The sequence below is a fragment of the Bacillus sp. PK3-067 genome, assembly GCF_056738645.1.
Map to the genome: position 1 here is coordinate 1,935,332 of NZ_CP096490.1, position 15,621 is coordinate 1,950,952.

18 protein-coding genes and 3 pseudogenes are annotated in these 15,621 nt (G+C 33.4%); 19 read left to right on the plus strand and 2 right to left on the minus strand.

Annotation, left to right across the window (positions count from 1 at the left end; translation table 11 throughout):
- The first annotated feature begins 22 nt into the window (after nucleotides 1-22).
- From M1D73_RS10065 to M1D73_RS10120, 12 genes and pseudogenes are all read left to right on the plus strand, one after another.
- On the plus strand, nucleotides 23-1,606 hold the full coding sequence (locus M1D73_RS10065; RefSeq protein ID WP_000160313.1) for a lipase family protein: 1,584 nt from the start codon (nucleotides 23-25) through the stop codon (nucleotides 1,604-1,606).
- Between the two features lie 39 nt (nucleotides 1,607-1,645).
- Nucleotides 1,646-1,906, plus strand: coding sequence for a hypothetical protein (locus M1D73_RS10070; RefSeq protein WP_000363098.1), 261 nt, complete (start codon nucleotides 1,646-1,648; stop codon nucleotides 1,904-1,906).
- 1 nt (nucleotide 1,907) lies between these two features.
- The gene (locus M1D73_RS10075) at nucleotides 1,908-2,258 is read left to right on the plus strand and encodes a DUF4176 domain-containing protein (protein ID WP_000656382.1); all 351 of its coding nucleotides are present in this window, start codon (nucleotides 1,908-1,910) and stop codon (nucleotides 2,256-2,258) included.
- A 75-nt stretch (nucleotides 2,259-2,333) separates the two neighbouring features.
- Nucleotides 2,334-3,155 carry a DUF3952 domain-containing protein gene (locus M1D73_RS10080; protein WP_000768463.1) on the plus strand — a complete coding sequence of 274 codons (822 nt, stop codon included), beginning with the start codon at nucleotides 2,334-2,336 and terminating at the stop codon, nucleotides 3,153-3,155.
- A 17-nt stretch (nucleotides 3,156-3,172) separates the two neighbouring features.
- A pseudogene (locus M1D73_RS10085) lies at nucleotides 3,173-3,846 on the plus strand (lipase family protein); the annotation flags it as partial.
- Between the two features lie 37 nt (nucleotides 3,847-3,883).
- On the plus strand, nucleotides 3,884-4,144 hold the full coding sequence (locus M1D73_RS10090) for a hypothetical protein (protein ID WP_121868340.1): 261 nt from the start codon (nucleotides 3,884-3,886) through the stop codon (nucleotides 4,142-4,144).
- Nucleotides 4,145-4,248: 104 nt separating this feature from the next.
- The gene (locus M1D73_RS10095) at nucleotides 4,249-4,794 is read left to right on the plus strand and encodes a hypothetical protein (protein ID WP_050418706.1); all 546 of its coding nucleotides are present in this window, start codon (nucleotides 4,249-4,251) and stop codon (nucleotides 4,792-4,794) included.
- 400 nt (nucleotides 4,795-5,194) lie between these two features.
- Nucleotides 5,195-5,602, plus strand: a pseudogene (locus M1D73_RS10100) (hypothetical protein); the annotation flags it as partial.
- Between the two features lie 62 nt (nucleotides 5,603-5,664).
- On the plus strand, nucleotides 5,665-6,462 hold the full coding sequence (locus tag M1D73_RS10105) for a hypothetical protein (protein WP_121868339.1): 798 nt from the start codon (nucleotides 5,665-5,667) through the stop codon (nucleotides 6,460-6,462).
- A gap of 94 nt (nucleotides 6,463-6,556) precedes the next feature.
- A complete protein-coding gene (locus M1D73_RS10110) occupies nucleotides 6,557-6,835 on the plus strand; it encodes a hypothetical protein (RefSeq protein WP_001030798.1) in 279 nt (92 codons plus the stop codon).
- Between the two features lie 92 nt (nucleotides 6,836-6,927).
- Nucleotides 6,928-7,716 (plus strand): annotated as a pseudogene (locus tag M1D73_RS10115) (hypothetical protein).
- Between the two features lie 204 nt (nucleotides 7,717-7,920).
- Entirely contained in the window at nucleotides 7,921-8,721 is an 801-nt protein-coding gene (locus M1D73_RS10120; protein WP_000768483.1) for a DUF3952 domain-containing protein, read from the plus strand.
- A 293-nt stretch (nucleotides 8,722-9,014) separates the two neighbouring features.
- Here the strand turns inward: M1D73_RS10120 and M1D73_RS10125 are convergent, their stop codons facing one another.
- Nucleotides 9,015-9,800, minus strand: a complete 786-nt coding sequence (locus M1D73_RS10125; protein ID WP_000984753.1) for a GNAT family N-acetyltransferase — start codon at nucleotides 9,798-9,800, stop codon at nucleotides 9,015-9,017.
- 131 nt (nucleotides 9,801-9,931) lie between these two features.
- Here M1D73_RS10125 and ytfJ point away from each other — a divergent pair, with 131 nt between their 5' ends.
- The 4 genes from ytfJ to M1D73_RS10145 all read left to right on the plus strand — a co-directional run bounded on the left by ytfJ (nucleotide 9,932) and on the right by M1D73_RS10145 (nucleotide 11,951).
- On the plus strand, nucleotides 9,932-10,360 hold the full coding sequence (gene ytfJ / locus M1D73_RS10130) for a GerW family sporulation protein (protein ID WP_000349990.1): 429 nt from the start codon (nucleotides 9,932-9,934) through the stop codon (nucleotides 10,358-10,360).
- Between the two features lie 160 nt (nucleotides 10,361-10,520).
- Nucleotides 10,521-11,297, plus strand: a complete 777-nt coding sequence (locus tag M1D73_RS10135) for an oxalate:formate antiporter (protein WP_000014087.1) — start codon at nucleotides 10,521-10,523, stop codon at nucleotides 11,295-11,297.
- 51 nt (nucleotides 11,298-11,348) lie between these two features.
- Complete coding sequence (locus tag M1D73_RS10140; RefSeq protein ID WP_000761174.1) at nucleotides 11,349-11,669, plus strand: hypothetical protein; 321 nt, start codon at nucleotides 11,349-11,351, stop codon at nucleotides 11,667-11,669.
- 69 nt (nucleotides 11,670-11,738) lie between these two features.
- Complete coding sequence (locus tag M1D73_RS10145; protein ID WP_000798747.1) at nucleotides 11,739-11,951, plus strand: hypothetical protein; 213 nt, start codon at nucleotides 11,739-11,741, stop codon at nucleotides 11,949-11,951.
- A 29-nt stretch (nucleotides 11,952-11,980) separates the two neighbouring features.
- Here M1D73_RS10145 and M1D73_RS10150 read toward each other — a convergent pair whose 3' ends face one another.
- Nucleotides 11,981-12,319, minus strand: a complete 339-nt coding sequence (locus tag M1D73_RS10150) for a hypothetical protein (protein ID WP_001253200.1) — start codon at nucleotides 12,317-12,319, stop codon at nucleotides 11,981-11,983.
- A 205-nt stretch (nucleotides 12,320-12,524) separates the two neighbouring features.
- Here M1D73_RS10150 and M1D73_RS10155 point away from each other — a divergent pair, with 205 nt between their 5' ends.
- From M1D73_RS10155 to M1D73_RS10165, 3 genes are all read left to right on the plus strand, one after another.
- Nucleotides 12,525-13,205, plus strand: a complete 681-nt coding sequence (locus M1D73_RS10155) for a class I SAM-dependent methyltransferase (RefSeq protein WP_000160049.1) — start codon at nucleotides 12,525-12,527, stop codon at nucleotides 13,203-13,205.
- A 94-nt stretch (nucleotides 13,206-13,299) separates the two neighbouring features.
- Nucleotides 13,300-14,988 (plus strand): formate--tetrahydrofolate ligase, encoded by a 1,689-nt coding sequence (locus M1D73_RS10160; protein ID WP_014482011.1) that lies wholly within the window; start codon nucleotides 13,300-13,302, stop codon nucleotides 14,986-14,988.
- 90 nt (nucleotides 14,989-15,078) lie between these two features.
- Nucleotides 15,079-15,606 carry a hypothetical protein gene (locus M1D73_RS10165; RefSeq protein ID WP_000460219.1) on the plus strand — a complete coding sequence of 176 codons (528 nt, stop codon included), beginning with the start codon at nucleotides 15,079-15,081 and terminating at the stop codon, nucleotides 15,604-15,606.
- The last annotated feature ends 15 nt before the right edge of the window (nucleotides 15,607-15,621 follow it).

Consider the following 15,621-nt stretch of genomic DNA (forward strand, 5'->3'; position numbering starts at 1 on the left):
TTAAATGGGAAGGTGAAGTGGTTTGACGAAAGGTGTGGAAAAGACAGAAAATTATAGATTGACTTCGGATTGGGGGAAATTGAAACTAGCAGGAGAAGATATATATAGTTTCAATAACAGCGAAGAGCCATATAATAAAACAGGAGAAAACGGCAGGGAATTAAACATAAATACTTTAGAAGAAAAATTTGGTGCAACACTTATAGAAGTTGAAGTGGATAAAGATACAGGATTTGCAGCTTATGCCTTTAAGGATAATAAAACAGGAGAAGTTGTTATTTCGTATGTTGGAACGGAAGCTGGAAAAGACAATAATAGTGATGTAGTAGTGGATGCGGAGATAGGTGGTCATAATTTAACCAATGCAAATAAATTAGTGTTTAATGATTGGGAACATGAGTTAGAAGTAAAACAATATGATCAAGGAGAGGCATTTTACGAAAAAGTGAAACAATATGCTGATGGTAAAACCATTAGTATAACAGGACATTCTTTGGGCGGAGGTATTGCAAATACAGTAGCATTAAGGCATCAAGAAGACGATATTGATGTTTTGGCGCTAAATCCAGCACCAGTTTTAAATCGAGATGTAGATAAGTTTGGTAATGGCTTTGATATGAAAAATGTTCGGAATATCATTAATCAGAATGATCCACTACATATTGGGATAAAGGCAGCAGACTTCACACTTCCGGGAAGAATGTATAAAATTCCGAATCAAGCTGGTCACTCATATGCTTTTACAGTGAAGGATTATGATGAGAATGGACATCTAATATGGATTGATAAACTAGCAAGTGATAATGATACAGGGTGGGATATTATTCCGGGGATTCTGGAGCTTTCCCAATCTACTGGTGCAATATATACAGGAACTATAAATGACGTATTTCATAGAAAAGTTTCTATCCAGGAAGAAAAAATAGCTGGAAATGCAATTAATTTGATACTAAGCGTAACGCCAATTTCTACTATTTTAGGTGGGATATTATGGTACTCGGACGTTATGCAAGGTAGCAAGGAGCTTGAAAAGCTAAAAGATATAGTTCAAGAAGGTTTTTCAAGATTAAATACAAAGTATGAAGGGCTAAAATCCCAAATTACAGCAGAAGCAATCCAATTTAGTATAATGGCTACAGTTGAAATAAAAGGAGCGGTAGATATCGCTGTAGAATGGATTGAAACAACTTTAGCGAAATGTAAGGAAAAAGTTTTAGAAGTATTAGAGTCTGTATTTAATACTGCTATAAATTTTTTAGCTGGAAGTGTTGTAGTATATTTAGCTACAAGTGAAATTTTAGATATTGCAAAAGAAGTTGCAGCTTCTTACGTGCAAGATTTACTAGATTTGTTTAAAGGAGATTTTGTAGTTGATACAAATGTAGCTGCAATTGTATCTGAACATATATTAAGTCATCGTCACTCATTGTTAAATCTCTTTATGAATGATAACAGTAGGGGGATAAACCGTTCTTTATTAGGTGAAATTGCTAAAGATGTGAAGGAGTTATCGAAAGATTTAAAACAATTAAACGACGATGTTTCAGAAGCGGTATTTTCTATGTTTGCAAAAGACGAAGAATTAGGAGCAGTTTCATATTATTAAAACTCCAAGTTTATAAATTTAAAAGAGAGGGGTATGAAGGTGGATTTACATACGATAATGTCAAGAGTTCATAGTACATTTCCAGCTAGTGGTGGACGAGAACAAATTATAAACGTTGTAGTGCAATTGGAAAAAGCAGCTGCATCTTTAACGGGAGATATTAGAAGGTTAGAGAGTAGTATTGATAGCACATTACAAGGAAAAACACGTGAGGCATTTATTGATCGTATCCGTCAATTAGAGAAAAAAAGACAAAAAATAGAAGAGAAAATTAGCGTACTAAAAGGGACAGTGAATTAATATGAAAGACTATATGGATAAAGTATTACCTTTAGGCAGTGTTGTAAGATTGGGTCTTAAAGAAGAGGAAGATGCGGAGTATGTAATTACTACGAGAGGTTTATTACTTGATGAAAACACATTCTATGATTATGGCGGAGTGTTGCATCCAGTGGGTTTAACCGAAGAGACGTATAAATTATTTAACCACACGGATATTGCAGAGGTTAAATTTGAAGGGTATCGAAATAAAATTGAAGGTCAATTCGCAGCTAAGTTTAAAATGTGGCGGAATGAGTTTGTTGAAAAAGTAATTGAAAAAAATAAAAAGCAACAACAAGCACAAGAGTTAGAAATAAAGGGAAAAAAATAAATTTAAAAGGAAATAAGCTTTCCTCTTCCAAAATGGAAAGAGGAAAGCTTATTTTGATTGAATAAGGGTGTCAGTATGAAGTTAAAGAAGAAAGCTAAGATGATGATAGTACTGTCAATAGTAGCAAGTTTATTAAGTGGATGTGGTTTTGGAGAGACAAAGATAGAGTATGAGAGATTAGTAGAGGCATTGGATGAAGGGGACATGAAGACAGTTATGTCTGCGAGTGATGATGGGTATGCGTATGTGAAAGAAGAGGTTAGGGATAGCACTTTTATTGAGGATAATAATAAGCAAATAGGAGTAGTTTATCAAACAACGCAAGGTATTTATAGTATTAAAGATAATATTCTTTTTGGTGAGGCACAAAAGAAAGTCAATACTCCAGTTGAGGATGAAAAACATAGTGACAACCCACAATATAAAGAAGAAGTTGTATTCAAGTCAGATATAAGATACGAAAATGGACAGCTAGAAGCTTCAAATCGAGGGGGAGATATGTCTAATATAAAATTAATGCTCAATAGAGTGCAAGGAATAAAAGAATTGAAACCAAATGTGAATAAAAAAAGCTTCAGCCAACCAGCTACGATAAGCTATAATTTATCAGAAACTCAATTTAAAGAGCTATTTAATGGGAATTTAGGATTAGAGTATGAGAAGTTTAGTTATGCAACACTACTAATTGAATTTAATTCTGCTAAGGATACAAAGGAAAATCCGATGGAAATAACAGAGATAACAATTTCGATAGGCTATAAACAAAGAAATGAAGAAAATAATATGATTAGGCATGATCAAGAAATAACAACATATTTACATAATAAAGAAGAAAATAATCGGAAATCAAAAAAAGATTACTTACAATATGAAAAGAAATTTAAAGAAAGCCATTAATATATAAGGGGGAGAATATGGTGAACGAGGAAGATTATAAATTAAGTAGTGATGTAGGAAAATTAAGATTATCGGCAAGAGATATTTATGATTATAATGGACAAGAAAAAAATATAATAATTCTGATCCAATAATAAATAAACAGAAGTTACAAGACAACTTTAATGCTAATCTTATAGTTTCTGATGATATTCATTCAGTGACTGGATTTGGGGCATATGCTTTAGAGGAAAGAAACACGCATGAAATTTTCATTGTATACGTTGGAAACCAACCGAGCCAAATAGGCTATTTAGCAACCGATGGAGCAATTTGGCTGCATAATTTAACTAATTCACCTATATTGGGATCATTAGCGGAATTTCAGTATAGTCAAGCAGAAAAATTTTATGAAAAAGTCAAGGCGAGTAATAAAGGAAAGAAGATAACTTTACTAGGGCACTCTTTAGGTGGCGGAGCAGCGAATACAGTTGCATTAAGACATCAAGAAGATAATATAAACGTATTAGCTTTAAATCCTGCGCCTGTTTTAAATAAGGATGTGGTTAAGTACGTATACGGGACCAATATGAAGAATTGCCGCAGTCTTATAAATGAATATGGTCCTTTGGATGGCGCCATTAAAGCCACAGATTTTGTAATATCTGGACAGGTTTATAAAATGGAAAATGGGGATATTTCGGTATTTTTATAGTTAGGAAAAAGTTATTCTAAAAGGAGTAAGTTGGGTGAATCATAGACGCAAGAAAAAGAAAGCGAAACAAATAAGAAAAGAAGCTGTTCAGATAAAACCGATAGTAGAAGAAAAACCACTAAAGAAGAGTAGCAAAAAGTTAGTTGATATTCTTCTAGGTATTCTTCTTTTCCCAATTTTTATATGGGCTGTCTTGGAAGGTTCTACAACACCAGTAAGCAAAGGGAAGACTTTCCTTATTATCGTTTTCTTTCTCTTAATTGCAATAGGGTTATCTATGATAGGAAACAAATAAGGGGGAGTGCAGATGTTTAAGAAGAAGGAGAAAAAAACATTTACGTTAGATTGGTAAACACACAAGGGGAAATCATTCGAGAGTTTAATTGTACAGAAAAAGACTTGCGAAAAGTAAAAGAAAATGGTACTGAAATTCGTTTGGTTGGAGATAACTCATATGAGATGGTAGCAACCGATGAACAACTAGAAAAACTAGCAAGAGCTGAAGCAGAAATCGAAGCGGAAATTAAGGCATGGGAAGATGCTTTAAATGAGAGTTTGGATGAACGGGAAGAAAGAGAAGCGAGACAGAAGGAATTGAAAGAAAAGAATAAATGGAGTACAAAGAAGAAAGTAATCGTATTTGGACTGATATTCTTTGTATTTATTGGATTACCTATTATCGAAGGGTATCAAAATAGTAAACTAGTTGAAGAAGGTACATCATTACATGCAGAAATTGTAGGTAGGCATGTAGAGAAGGAATTCATGTTTACACACCCCACACTAGTAGTTGAGGTAGATGGTAAAAAGCATAATGTATGGGTAAGTGAAGAGACATATAACGGAGCAGAGTGGTTAGGTAGACTAAAAATCATCAAAACAAAAGATGGTAAAGTTGAGAAAGACCCTAGATATGAGGGTGAAGACTTAATTACGAGTTATTAAGCAGTATGTTTTTAGTATTCGCTTCTCTCAAATTAAATAACATTATTATTTGCAAAAATCGAATCCATTAAAATAAAAAACAAATTTTAAATAACTGTAATAACCTCCTAGCATATTGTTGATGGGAGGTTATCACCTTTCTGAAGATAAAATTAAAGAGCTATATTATCTCGATACAATTGTGATGACAGTAATGTTTTTACTAAGTGAGTGCAGTTTCGGGGAAACAAAAATAGAGTATGAGGGATATGCTTAAGTGAAAGAGAGAAGAATATTTAGAGCTTTTGAGGAGAAAGAAGGCTATTTGAACTATCAAAAGCATTCTGATTATGTACGGTAATTATACATAAAAGATTATCTAAATTTAGTTACACAAAGATGAATGTACTTAAAAAGTTAGATTACATTAGTATATGTAGGTTTCTTATTTATAGGAGCAGTGATTGTTCATATTGTGACAACGATTGATACGTTTAATCAGGCAAGTGAAGGTGCATTTAGCATGAATGAAAGATCCGCTTCCTTTTTTAGTAAAACAAAAGAAACTATGATGAAAGGGGCTTTAATATACGCATTAATCCTACTTATTTTGATTTATTTTCATAATGATTATACGTTTGATACTTTTATTGGATATGTAATAGGTACTGTTTTACTATATACAGTAGCCGTTGGTGCAGCAGAATTCCAGCTATTGGTGTACTGTAGATTCAAATTTAAATCATTTAATATGACTTGGGAAGAAAATGAGAGAATGCGTGGGAGAACTCGAAAACAAAATAAAAAATTCAAAACGAAAAGTAAATAAGGGTGAAATAGAATTTAAGTGTATGAGAATTATTTAAACTATATAGAAGGTGAAAAAACTGAATGTGGAATATAAGAGAAGAAGATATGGGTCTTTTTAAAATTGAAAATAGAAATCGATTAAGTCCGGATTATATAAGAATCTTTTATGTAGGAGTTTTTGCATATACTTCTATACCCATGCTTATTATGTTTTTAATTTTTTTGCTGAATGGTGATAAGATTTCTTTAACTCCTTTTGAGAAGATGGTTGTACAAACTGAAGTGAAATTGTATATTTTGGAGTTCGTTTTTTTAATGTTATTCATGTCTAAAAAAATTGCTTTTAAATTACAGAAACTCCAAACCATTGTGACTGTATTTTATTCTTTTCAGTTAGCAACATTACCATTTATGGCTATGGTGGTGGAAGAAATCTTTGATTTTCCATGTGATAATAAAACACTGGTTTATGTTGGTTTAATACTATTAGGTGCAATCTGTATGCACATTGTGGCAACGATTGATGTTTTTAGAAAAGCAAAGCATGGGGGATATAAATTGGAAGGAAAGGCTGTCTCGTTTTTTACTAATACGAAATTATATTTATTGATTGGAATGACAATCATTGTAATAGTTCTACTTGTATTTATTTTTTTAAACCTTAATTATGCATTTGATGAAATGGCAATTTATGTGATACAAACAATAATATTATATACATTTGCTGTAGTATCAGCAGAATTCGTCCTGTTAGTGTATTGTCGCTTCAAATTCCCATCATTTAATATTACGTGGGAACAACATGAAAAGGAACGCCAAGAATTTATAGCAAATAGAAAAAGAATAAGAGAGAAAGAACAAAAGCGAAACAAAAACTGAAATGAAAGTTGTAAATGATACTTGTAAACTTATATTGAAGATAGAATGAATACATTATTCATAAATTAACTAGTAAAGGGAGGAATGTAATATCTTGAATAAAGATTCTAAAGCTGTAAAAAAAGAAAAAGGTTTATTTGAAAGTGTAATAGCACCTATTATTGTGGGGAGTATGTTTATCTTTTTAATTCTATATAAAATAGCAGAGTTTCTGGGGAAGTGGCTCATTATTTTGTCAATACCGAGCTATATTGTTACTATGTTTATTTTTTTATACCAGAAAGAATATGGAGGTGTATTGGTTTGTGGAATAGGCTTAATACTAATGCTATCGCTGTATTTTGTGTTTGTTAAAAAAAGTAAAAAAGGCTAGTTTAATATGAAATACCAAAAACACTTATTTACTCTTAGTTTGTCTACAAAAATAGAGTTATTACATGATTTTAGAAAAGATGGTGTAATTATATATGGAATATAAAAGAAGAAGATTTAAATGAATTTAAAAGTACTTGCAAGAATCGCTTAAGTCCCGATTGGGCGACAGGATTTATGTTTGGAACGATGTTTTTTATTTCTTTAATAATGTTTTTTCATATTGGAGGGTTAATAAGGTTTGGTTGGAGTTATTACCCGACTCTCTTTGATAAAATAATTGTTAGCCTTGAGTTAGTGCTTTATAGTCTTCAAGTAATTTTTTTTATTATTTATTTGTTTCCTAAGATGCCATTTAAATTTTAGAAACTACAAACACTCGTGGTACTATTATATGCGTTTCAGCTAGGCACTATAACATTTACAATGTTGATAATTCCAGGAGCGTCAAATTATTCAATTGATCAAGTTACATTAATGTATGTCGGGTTATTATTTTTAGGTGCAGTCATTTTACATATTTTAGCGACTATTGATACTTTTAGACAGGCAAGTAAAGGGGCATTTAATACGGGAGAAGAGTCCTCTTCATTTTTTAGTAAAACAAAGAGGACTGCAATTAAGTGTGCTCTAATTTATGTGTTAACTCTTCTCATTTTAATTTATGTGCATAATGATTATACACAAAATATTTTAGGATTGTATGCGGGAGGAACTCTAATCATGTACGCGGTAGCCATAGGTGCAGCAGAGTTCCAATTATTAGCCTATTGTAGATTTAAATTTCCATCATTTTATATTTCATGGGAGGAACACGAAAGGGAACGTCAGAAAAGACTAAAGCTTTATGAAGAGAAGGAAAAAAGAAAACTAAAGAAATAAAATAAGTTTTGGTTTCTGAAAATTCGAATAGAATATATAAGCAATTAAGGATTGTATATAAATCAATGCTATTAAAAATTAAAGTATCTTCAATATAATCTGTATGAGTTAATAAATACCGGTAAGTAAAGGTGAACTATATTACTATCAAAATGGGAATGTAATGAACCTAAAAATGCCTAGAGAAATCAGCGGGGTGTCAGTATGAAGTTAAAGAAGAAAGCTAGGATGATGATAGTTCTGTTAATAGTATCAAGTTTATTAAGTGGATGTGGTTTTGGGGAGACGAAGATAGAGTATGAGCCATTTGTCAAAGCTTTGGATGAAGGTGACATGAAAACGGTTATGTCTGCGAGTGATGATGGATATGCGTATGTGAAACAAAGAGGTATATATAGTACATATGAGCAAAAGGAAGATGGAGAGCACAGTAAAACAATCTATCAAACTTCGAAAGGCATATATAATACGAAAGATAAAAGTTTATATGGAAATACAACACAAGAAATTACCTCGGAAGTAGATAATAAAAATTATAAAGAAGAAGTTAATTATAGTACAAATATTATGTATAAAAATGAAAAGGTGCAAAGTCCGGATTCAAATCTAGATGTTTCATACGTGAACTTAATTGTAGATCGTTTAAAAGGAATAGGGAAACTAAAGATGAAGCCCAAAGGTGATATAAAAAAGTTTGATCAACCTAGTACTGTTGGATACAAATTAACTGAATCAGATTTTCAGAGCATTATTAATGATAACTTGAAAATACAATATGATGAATATGGTGGTGGATCAATCGCATTGCATATAGATTCTAAAAATGGCTTAGAGCAGATATTACAAGTAAGTATCGTAATGAATTATAAGAAGAGAAATGATGAAGGCAAGTTAGTAAAATATATATCACAGATACACACATATTTTGATAGTCAGCAAGGTAATAATCAGGATGCGAGACAGGAATATATTGATTTTAAAGTAAAGTATAATAAGAAGCAGTAATATTAAGAAGGGCATTTGCACGTAAAGATAATAGTGACATAAGTGAGATAAATCTTTCATAAATATTTCTATTTGTAGCGGAAAGAATTTGAGAATAAACAGGTAGCCTCAATTGCTGGAGTAGATGCAACAATTGGGGCGTTTATCTGTCTAAATTTAGTTTGAATGCATACCATTTTTTAGTTAGAGTCCTCGCTCCTCAAGTAGTTTCTTCATAACAACGGTGTGAAGTTTTTGTGTAATCGGCTTTTATTGCTAAGTTACAACTATTTCCTCTTATAGAGTACTTCTTATTATCGATACATCGTCCACATTCCAATGTCTTTAAATCCTAGTCGTTTATAAATTCGTCCAGCAGCTGGATTGTTATAAAATAAACAAAGTGTTCGGTCTTCTTTCATAAAGTCTTGGATCATTTTTTGTAATATGAGTGAAGCGTAACCATTTCCGCGATAATTCGGGTGTGTACATACACCAACTACCATAGCGGATAATGAATTTTCAGCGGAAGTAGAGGCGGATGCGATGATCACGCCATCTTTTTCAATATAGTATGTGCGTCCTGTATTTGTTTCGATAGCCTGCCTTAATATTTTCTCTGATTCATTGGTAGTCGGAAATTCAGCGATGTCACTTCGTAATTTCATAATTCGCTCTATATCATCTAGTGAGGCAAGTTTAATTGTTTCATGAATTGGTGTGCTAGGTAAGTTGTTGTCATTTAGACATTCGCAAAAATACATTTCATTTTTAGTACCTAGTTGTATATTTGAAGCAGTTTCAAATTGTTCTACGATAGTTGACTTACCAGAGAGTTTAAGTGGCTTATATGCGGAAAGAAGTGCCTCATAATCAGTGGTAATAAATTCTTCTTTACTATAGGGTATAAATGAATCGTGGAATCGGAGTAGAATTGATTTTAATGTTCCATTCTCTTTAAATACTCCCCATAATTCTTGAAAATCTGTGTCATAACCGAAAGCTTCAATATCTCCAATAATAAACAAGTTAAGGGCTGCTTCTTCTTTTAGATAAGCGAATACTTGTTCATGATCTTTCTTTGTTAATTTTCGCATCATAACGAATCGACCTCTTTTTTATTTTTCTAAATATTATAACTTAAGTTTTTTGAAATCAATATAAAATTTTATGTTTAGTTCACAAACTTTCGGAAAAACTAGGAAAGATATGACAAAGGAGGTTATGAACGGTGGATCATCCAATTCAAGGGTTAATGAAAGCAGCAATGGAAAATTTAAAAGAAATGGTTGATGTAAATACGATTGTTGGAGAGCCTGTTCAAACGGCTGACGGTGGTGTGGTGTTAACTGTTTCTAAAGTAGCGTTCGGTTTTGGAGCAGGAGGTTCTGATTTCCAAACGAATGATGGACAAAGAGCGAACGGTAACCCTGCATTTGGTGGCGGTAGCGCGGGTGGTGTTTCGATTACACCAGTAGCATTTCTTGTGGTGAATAAAGATGGAGTAAATATTCTGCATCTACAAAATGCGACACATTTAGCAGAAAAAATGATTGAATTAGCTCCACAAACAATTGATAAAATTCAATCGATGTTCCAAAAAGAAGAAAAGAAAGAGGGAAATCATCATCATCATCAAAACCCTGATGAAATCCTTTAAAAACGCCTGCTTATGAGCAGGCGTTTTTTCTTGTAATCACTATGTAATAAAACACATGAAATTGTAAATAGTTTTTGAAGTTTTTTCTATGTTTCTAAAATTTTTCATGTTAAAATATGCTATAGAATTGAAACATATAAAACGAAGGTGGCTAGGTGCTTTGTCTGGAGGATCTGACCAAGTAAAGAATATGATATATATTAATGGTAATCGTCGAGGTCATTGTTTTATTACATCAGGAATTACGTTTAAAGAGTTTGCGAGTAACATCCCTTCACCGCTTCATCAAGTGTTGCTTTTAAAGCACAACTTTGAATGGACGGATTTTCATTATCATACTTTATTTGAATATGTTGAGGAAGAAAATATACATAAGTTAATTCAAGCAGAGATTGATGAATTTGATGAATTTTGTTGGGTAGATTTTGATGATGCAAGCGATTTAGATGAATTAGAGCCGAAAGAAATTGCAGAATTATTATATTTGGCTCACAAAAAAGAACCACTTGCAAGAACATTCTTTCCGCTGTTGAAAAATAGATTTGTTTATTTTTCACATGATGACGGATGGTACAACAAAGTGTATTATCGTAGAATTGCTGATTTTGTAGGAATGTTAAGTAAAGTCATTCCGTATAAACTCGGTGCTTTCGGTAAGAAACGTTTTTCTTTCTTCCAAAAATCAAAAATTTTCCCAGCGATTTCAAAAGAATTGATTATGGGACTTATTCCACTAATGGAAGATGGTCTTTACATAGATCTAGCAGGGAAGATTGAGTCAAGAAGAGGTCTTGAAATTCCGGTATATGTAGTTGGTTCGTATGAAAGTACGGATGAGGTGTTAGATAATATCGATGAATTGAAAGAGGAAGCAACAGAAACAGGTTGGCTCATTTTTGATAAGAAAGAACAAGAGTGGCAATGGGTTGTTGACTAAGAAAACTTGGCGTATGAAGTCAAGTTTTCTTGTCATTTGAAAGGAGTACAAATGAAGAAATATTATACAATTGTGGGTATTATAAGTATTATTCTCGTGGCAATATTACTTATAACTTGTCCGAAAGAATCAGATTTTAAAGTGTATGTACAGGATAAGTATGCGTTGAATTGTAATGAGAGTAGTTTTGAATGCACGCAAAATGTAGATGGTAAAAAAGAAAAACTACAATTTGAAAGTACAGATGCACGAAATGGTGTATTCTTTATGACTGTAAAGCAAACATTTAAAACAGAAGCTGGTGTTTCAAAAGAATATAGCGGAGTAGGAATGTTTGGTACATTTCTTTTTGTTTCAGAGAAGACTTTCTAGTAATAGAAGGTCTTTTTTTTATGCTTATGTTCATATAGATGAAGTAAGACAAGCATAGGAGGGGTATTGATGAAGAACACATGTATTGTTTGTGGCGGTGAGGAGTTTTTTTCCTCAACGTTATATGCACGTACGAAACAAGATTGGGCATATGCACCAAACATGTATCGATTTGAAAAAGTATTTATTGAGCATCGAGATGAAGAAAATTATCCAGTGTTTCAAGAAATTACAGCGAAACATTGTTGTGGATGCGGCCATATTATGTTGTATCATGAATGAACACACCAAGCATGACTTGGTGTGTTTTTTTAAAACGCTGACAAAGCAAGCGGATAAAATAAAGTGAATAAAACAGAAAAACTACCAAAACCAATTGCTGTATATCCAAGTGTTCTTGCTCCGAAATTGACAGCTAATAGACCAACTAAAATTGCTAGGGAGCCGAGCGTAACTGGATAAAAAGCAATGGAGAATAACGAAAGAAATAAAGCGACATAGCCTACCATTGCACCGGTATTTGTACCTTCTATCTCATTTGCAATTTCTTTACGCTTATGTCTAATTGGAATGCCAGCTGGTGATATTTCAGCTGCATACTCTTCGTTTTTTTCACCACTTTTAAAATGATGATTTCTCTTTCTTCGCATGTACATCCCTCTCTTTCAATTGGGTGTACCTATAGTATCTTTCATAAAGAGAAGAACATGAGTATGAGTTAAACCCAAGTAAAGCAAAAATTGGAGAATAAAGATTCCTTCATTAGCATGTATATCTCCTTATGAAGATAAAACAGGAATTTTGGAAAATGATATAGAATGAAATGAGTGATAAAGCGTGAAGGTAGGGGAATGTATGACGAAATTTAATTGGCATGAATCAGCAGAAAAGAAATGGGATAGTAGCGCAGAGTTTTGGAATCAAAATAGTCAAGAGATGTGGGACAGTGGTAGCAGAAGTACAATTATTCCGTTTTTTGAACAATACGTGAAGAAAGAAGCACAAGTGCTCGATGTTGGTTGTGGTGATGGGTACGGTACATATAAATTAAGTAGCGCAGGCTATAAAGCAGTGGGAGTAGATTTATCGGAAGTGATGATTCAAAAAGGTAAGGAGCGCGGAGAAGGACCGAATTTATCTTTTATAAAAGGAGATCTTTCTGCATTACCATTTGAAAATGAGCAATTTGAATCAATTATGGCAATTAATTCTTTAGAATGGACGGAAGAGCCATTACGAGCGTTAAATGAAATAAAGCGTGTGTTAAAGAAAGATGGATATGCATGTATTGCAATTTTAGGGCCGACAGCAAAGCCACGAGAGAACAGTTATCCTCGCTTGTATGGAAAAGACGTTGTTTGTAATACGATGATGCCTTGGGAATTTGAACAGTTAGCGAAAGAACAAGGTTTTAAAGTTATAGATGGCATCGGCGTATATAAGCGCGGAGTAAATGAGAAGATGTTAGGTCAACTACCTACAGAGTTACAACAATCGTTAACATTCTTATGGGTATTTATGTTAAAAAACGTATAAAGAAATGAAAGAATTTTTAGGAGGTAAATAAGTGCAGAAAATACAAAAAACTGATACAATATCATCAGAACCAATTAAAGGGGGACTAGGGTATATGACAACTACTACAACAGTGAAATCCGATATTGAAATCGCACAAGAAGCGAGTATGAAGAAGATTCAAGAAATTGCAGCTGATTTAAATATTTTAGAAGATGAATTAGAGCCATACGGGCATTATAAAGGTAAGTTATCTCTTGATATTTTTAAGCGCTTACAAGATGAGAAAGACGGTAAAGTTGTTTTAGTAACAGCGATTAACCCAACTCCAGCTGGAGAAGGTAAATCAACAGTAACAGTTGGTTTAGGTCAAGCTTTTAACAAAATTGGTAAGAAAACAGTAATTGCACTTCGTGAACCATCTCTTGGACCGACGATGGGATTAAAAGGTGGAGCAGCAGGTGGCGGTTTTTCACAAGTCGTACCAATGGAAGACATTAACCTTCACTTTACTGGAGATATCCATGCGATCACAACTGCCAATAACGCATTAGCAGCGTTTATTGATAATCATATCCAACAAGGAAACACACTTGGAATTGATACGCGTAAAATTGTTTGGAAACGCTGTGTTGACTTAAATGATCGTGCCCTTCGTAACGTAGTAATTGGTCTGGGTGGACCTGTACAAGGTGTACCACGTGAAGACGGTTTTGACATTACAGTAGCATCTGAAATTATGGCCGTGTTCTGCCTTGCAACAGATATTCAAGACTTAAAAGCGCGTCTATCTCGCATCGTAGTTGCTTATAACTTTGCAAATCAACCTGTAACGGTTAAAGATTTAGGTGTAGAAGGTGCGTTAACACTATTATTAAAAGACGCATTAAAGCCGAACTTAGTACAAACGTTAGAAAATACACCAGCTATCATTCATGGCGGACCATTTGCGAATATCGCTCACGGTTGTAACAGTGTTATCGCTACAACAATGGCAGCAAAATTAGGTGATTATGTTATTACAGAGGCTGGATTCGGTGCTGATTTAGGTGCTGAGAAGTTTTTAGATATTAAAGCTCGTGCAGCTGGCATTAAACCAGAAGCAGTTGTTATTGTTGCGACGATTCGTGCGCTTAAAATGCATGGCGGCGTTGCAAAAGATCAATTAAAAGAAGAAAATGTAGATGCATTAGCAAAAGGTATGGAAAACTTACAGAAGCATGTTGAAACAATTCAAAGCTTCGGTGTGCCTTTCGTAATTGCAATTAATAAATTCATTACAGATACAGATGCAGAAGTTACATACTTACAAGAGTGGTGTAATGAGCGTGGCTATGCAGTATCCTTAACAGAAGTTTGGGAGAAAGGTGGCCAAGGCGGAGTTGACCTTGCTGAAAAAGTACTAAAAGAAATCGAAAAAGGTGAAAACAACTACGCACCACTTTATGAATTAGAATTACCATTAGAAGAAAAAATTCGTACAATTGCTCAAAAAGTATATGGCGCAAAAGATATTGAATTTGCTCCGAAAGCACGTAAGCAATTAGCTCAATATGAAGGAGAAGGTTGGAGTAATCTACCAGTTTGTATGGCGAAAACACAATACTCTCTTTCTGACGATGCAACAAAATTAGGTCGTCCATCTGACTTTATCGTTACAATTCGTGAGCTAAAACCATCGATCGGTGCAGGCTTTATCGTTGCGTTAACAGGTACAATGTTAACAATGCCAGGTCTTCCAAAACAGCCAGCAGCACTTCAAATGGATGTAAATGAAGATGGAAAAGCAGTAGGTTTATTCTAAAAGGTTGTAATTCATCTCGTTTATCTGTAAACTATATATACATCAAGTGGCGCCTTTCCATCGAAAGGCGCCTGTTTTTTGGAGGAAATTATGTTTGATCCAACTGCTTTTGACAATTTAAAAGTAATCGTAGAAGGTGCTGTGTATGATTTTGATCTACATGGAGATATTCTTGTAACAGATCGAAAAGATATGATGGATCTTGCTTCATTAAGTCGTATATATCATATCTCATTTCAATTAACAGAACCGTTTGAACCATTAGTAGAAGCAACATTTTCATTATCTGTGGATGCAAAGAACTTGTCTGGTGAAATACTAGAAGTGCCTCAGTTTACACCAGGTTGTGAGATGAAGCTAGCATTTTCATTCCCGTTAGAACAACCAGAAGTAAAATGTGAAGAAATTGAAACATTAATGCGTTCTATATGGGGAAAAGAAAGAATGATTATGCAGAAAGTTTCATACGAATATAATAAGCAAGCGATTTCATATCATAATAAGGTAGAGGTTCTATTTCAAAAAGCGATTACAGAAGACCATGTTGATGATTTAATAGCTGTTATTTCACACATGATAGAAACGGTGCGAACAATACAGCATTTTCTTCAAAAATAGAGATAAAGGAGAAAA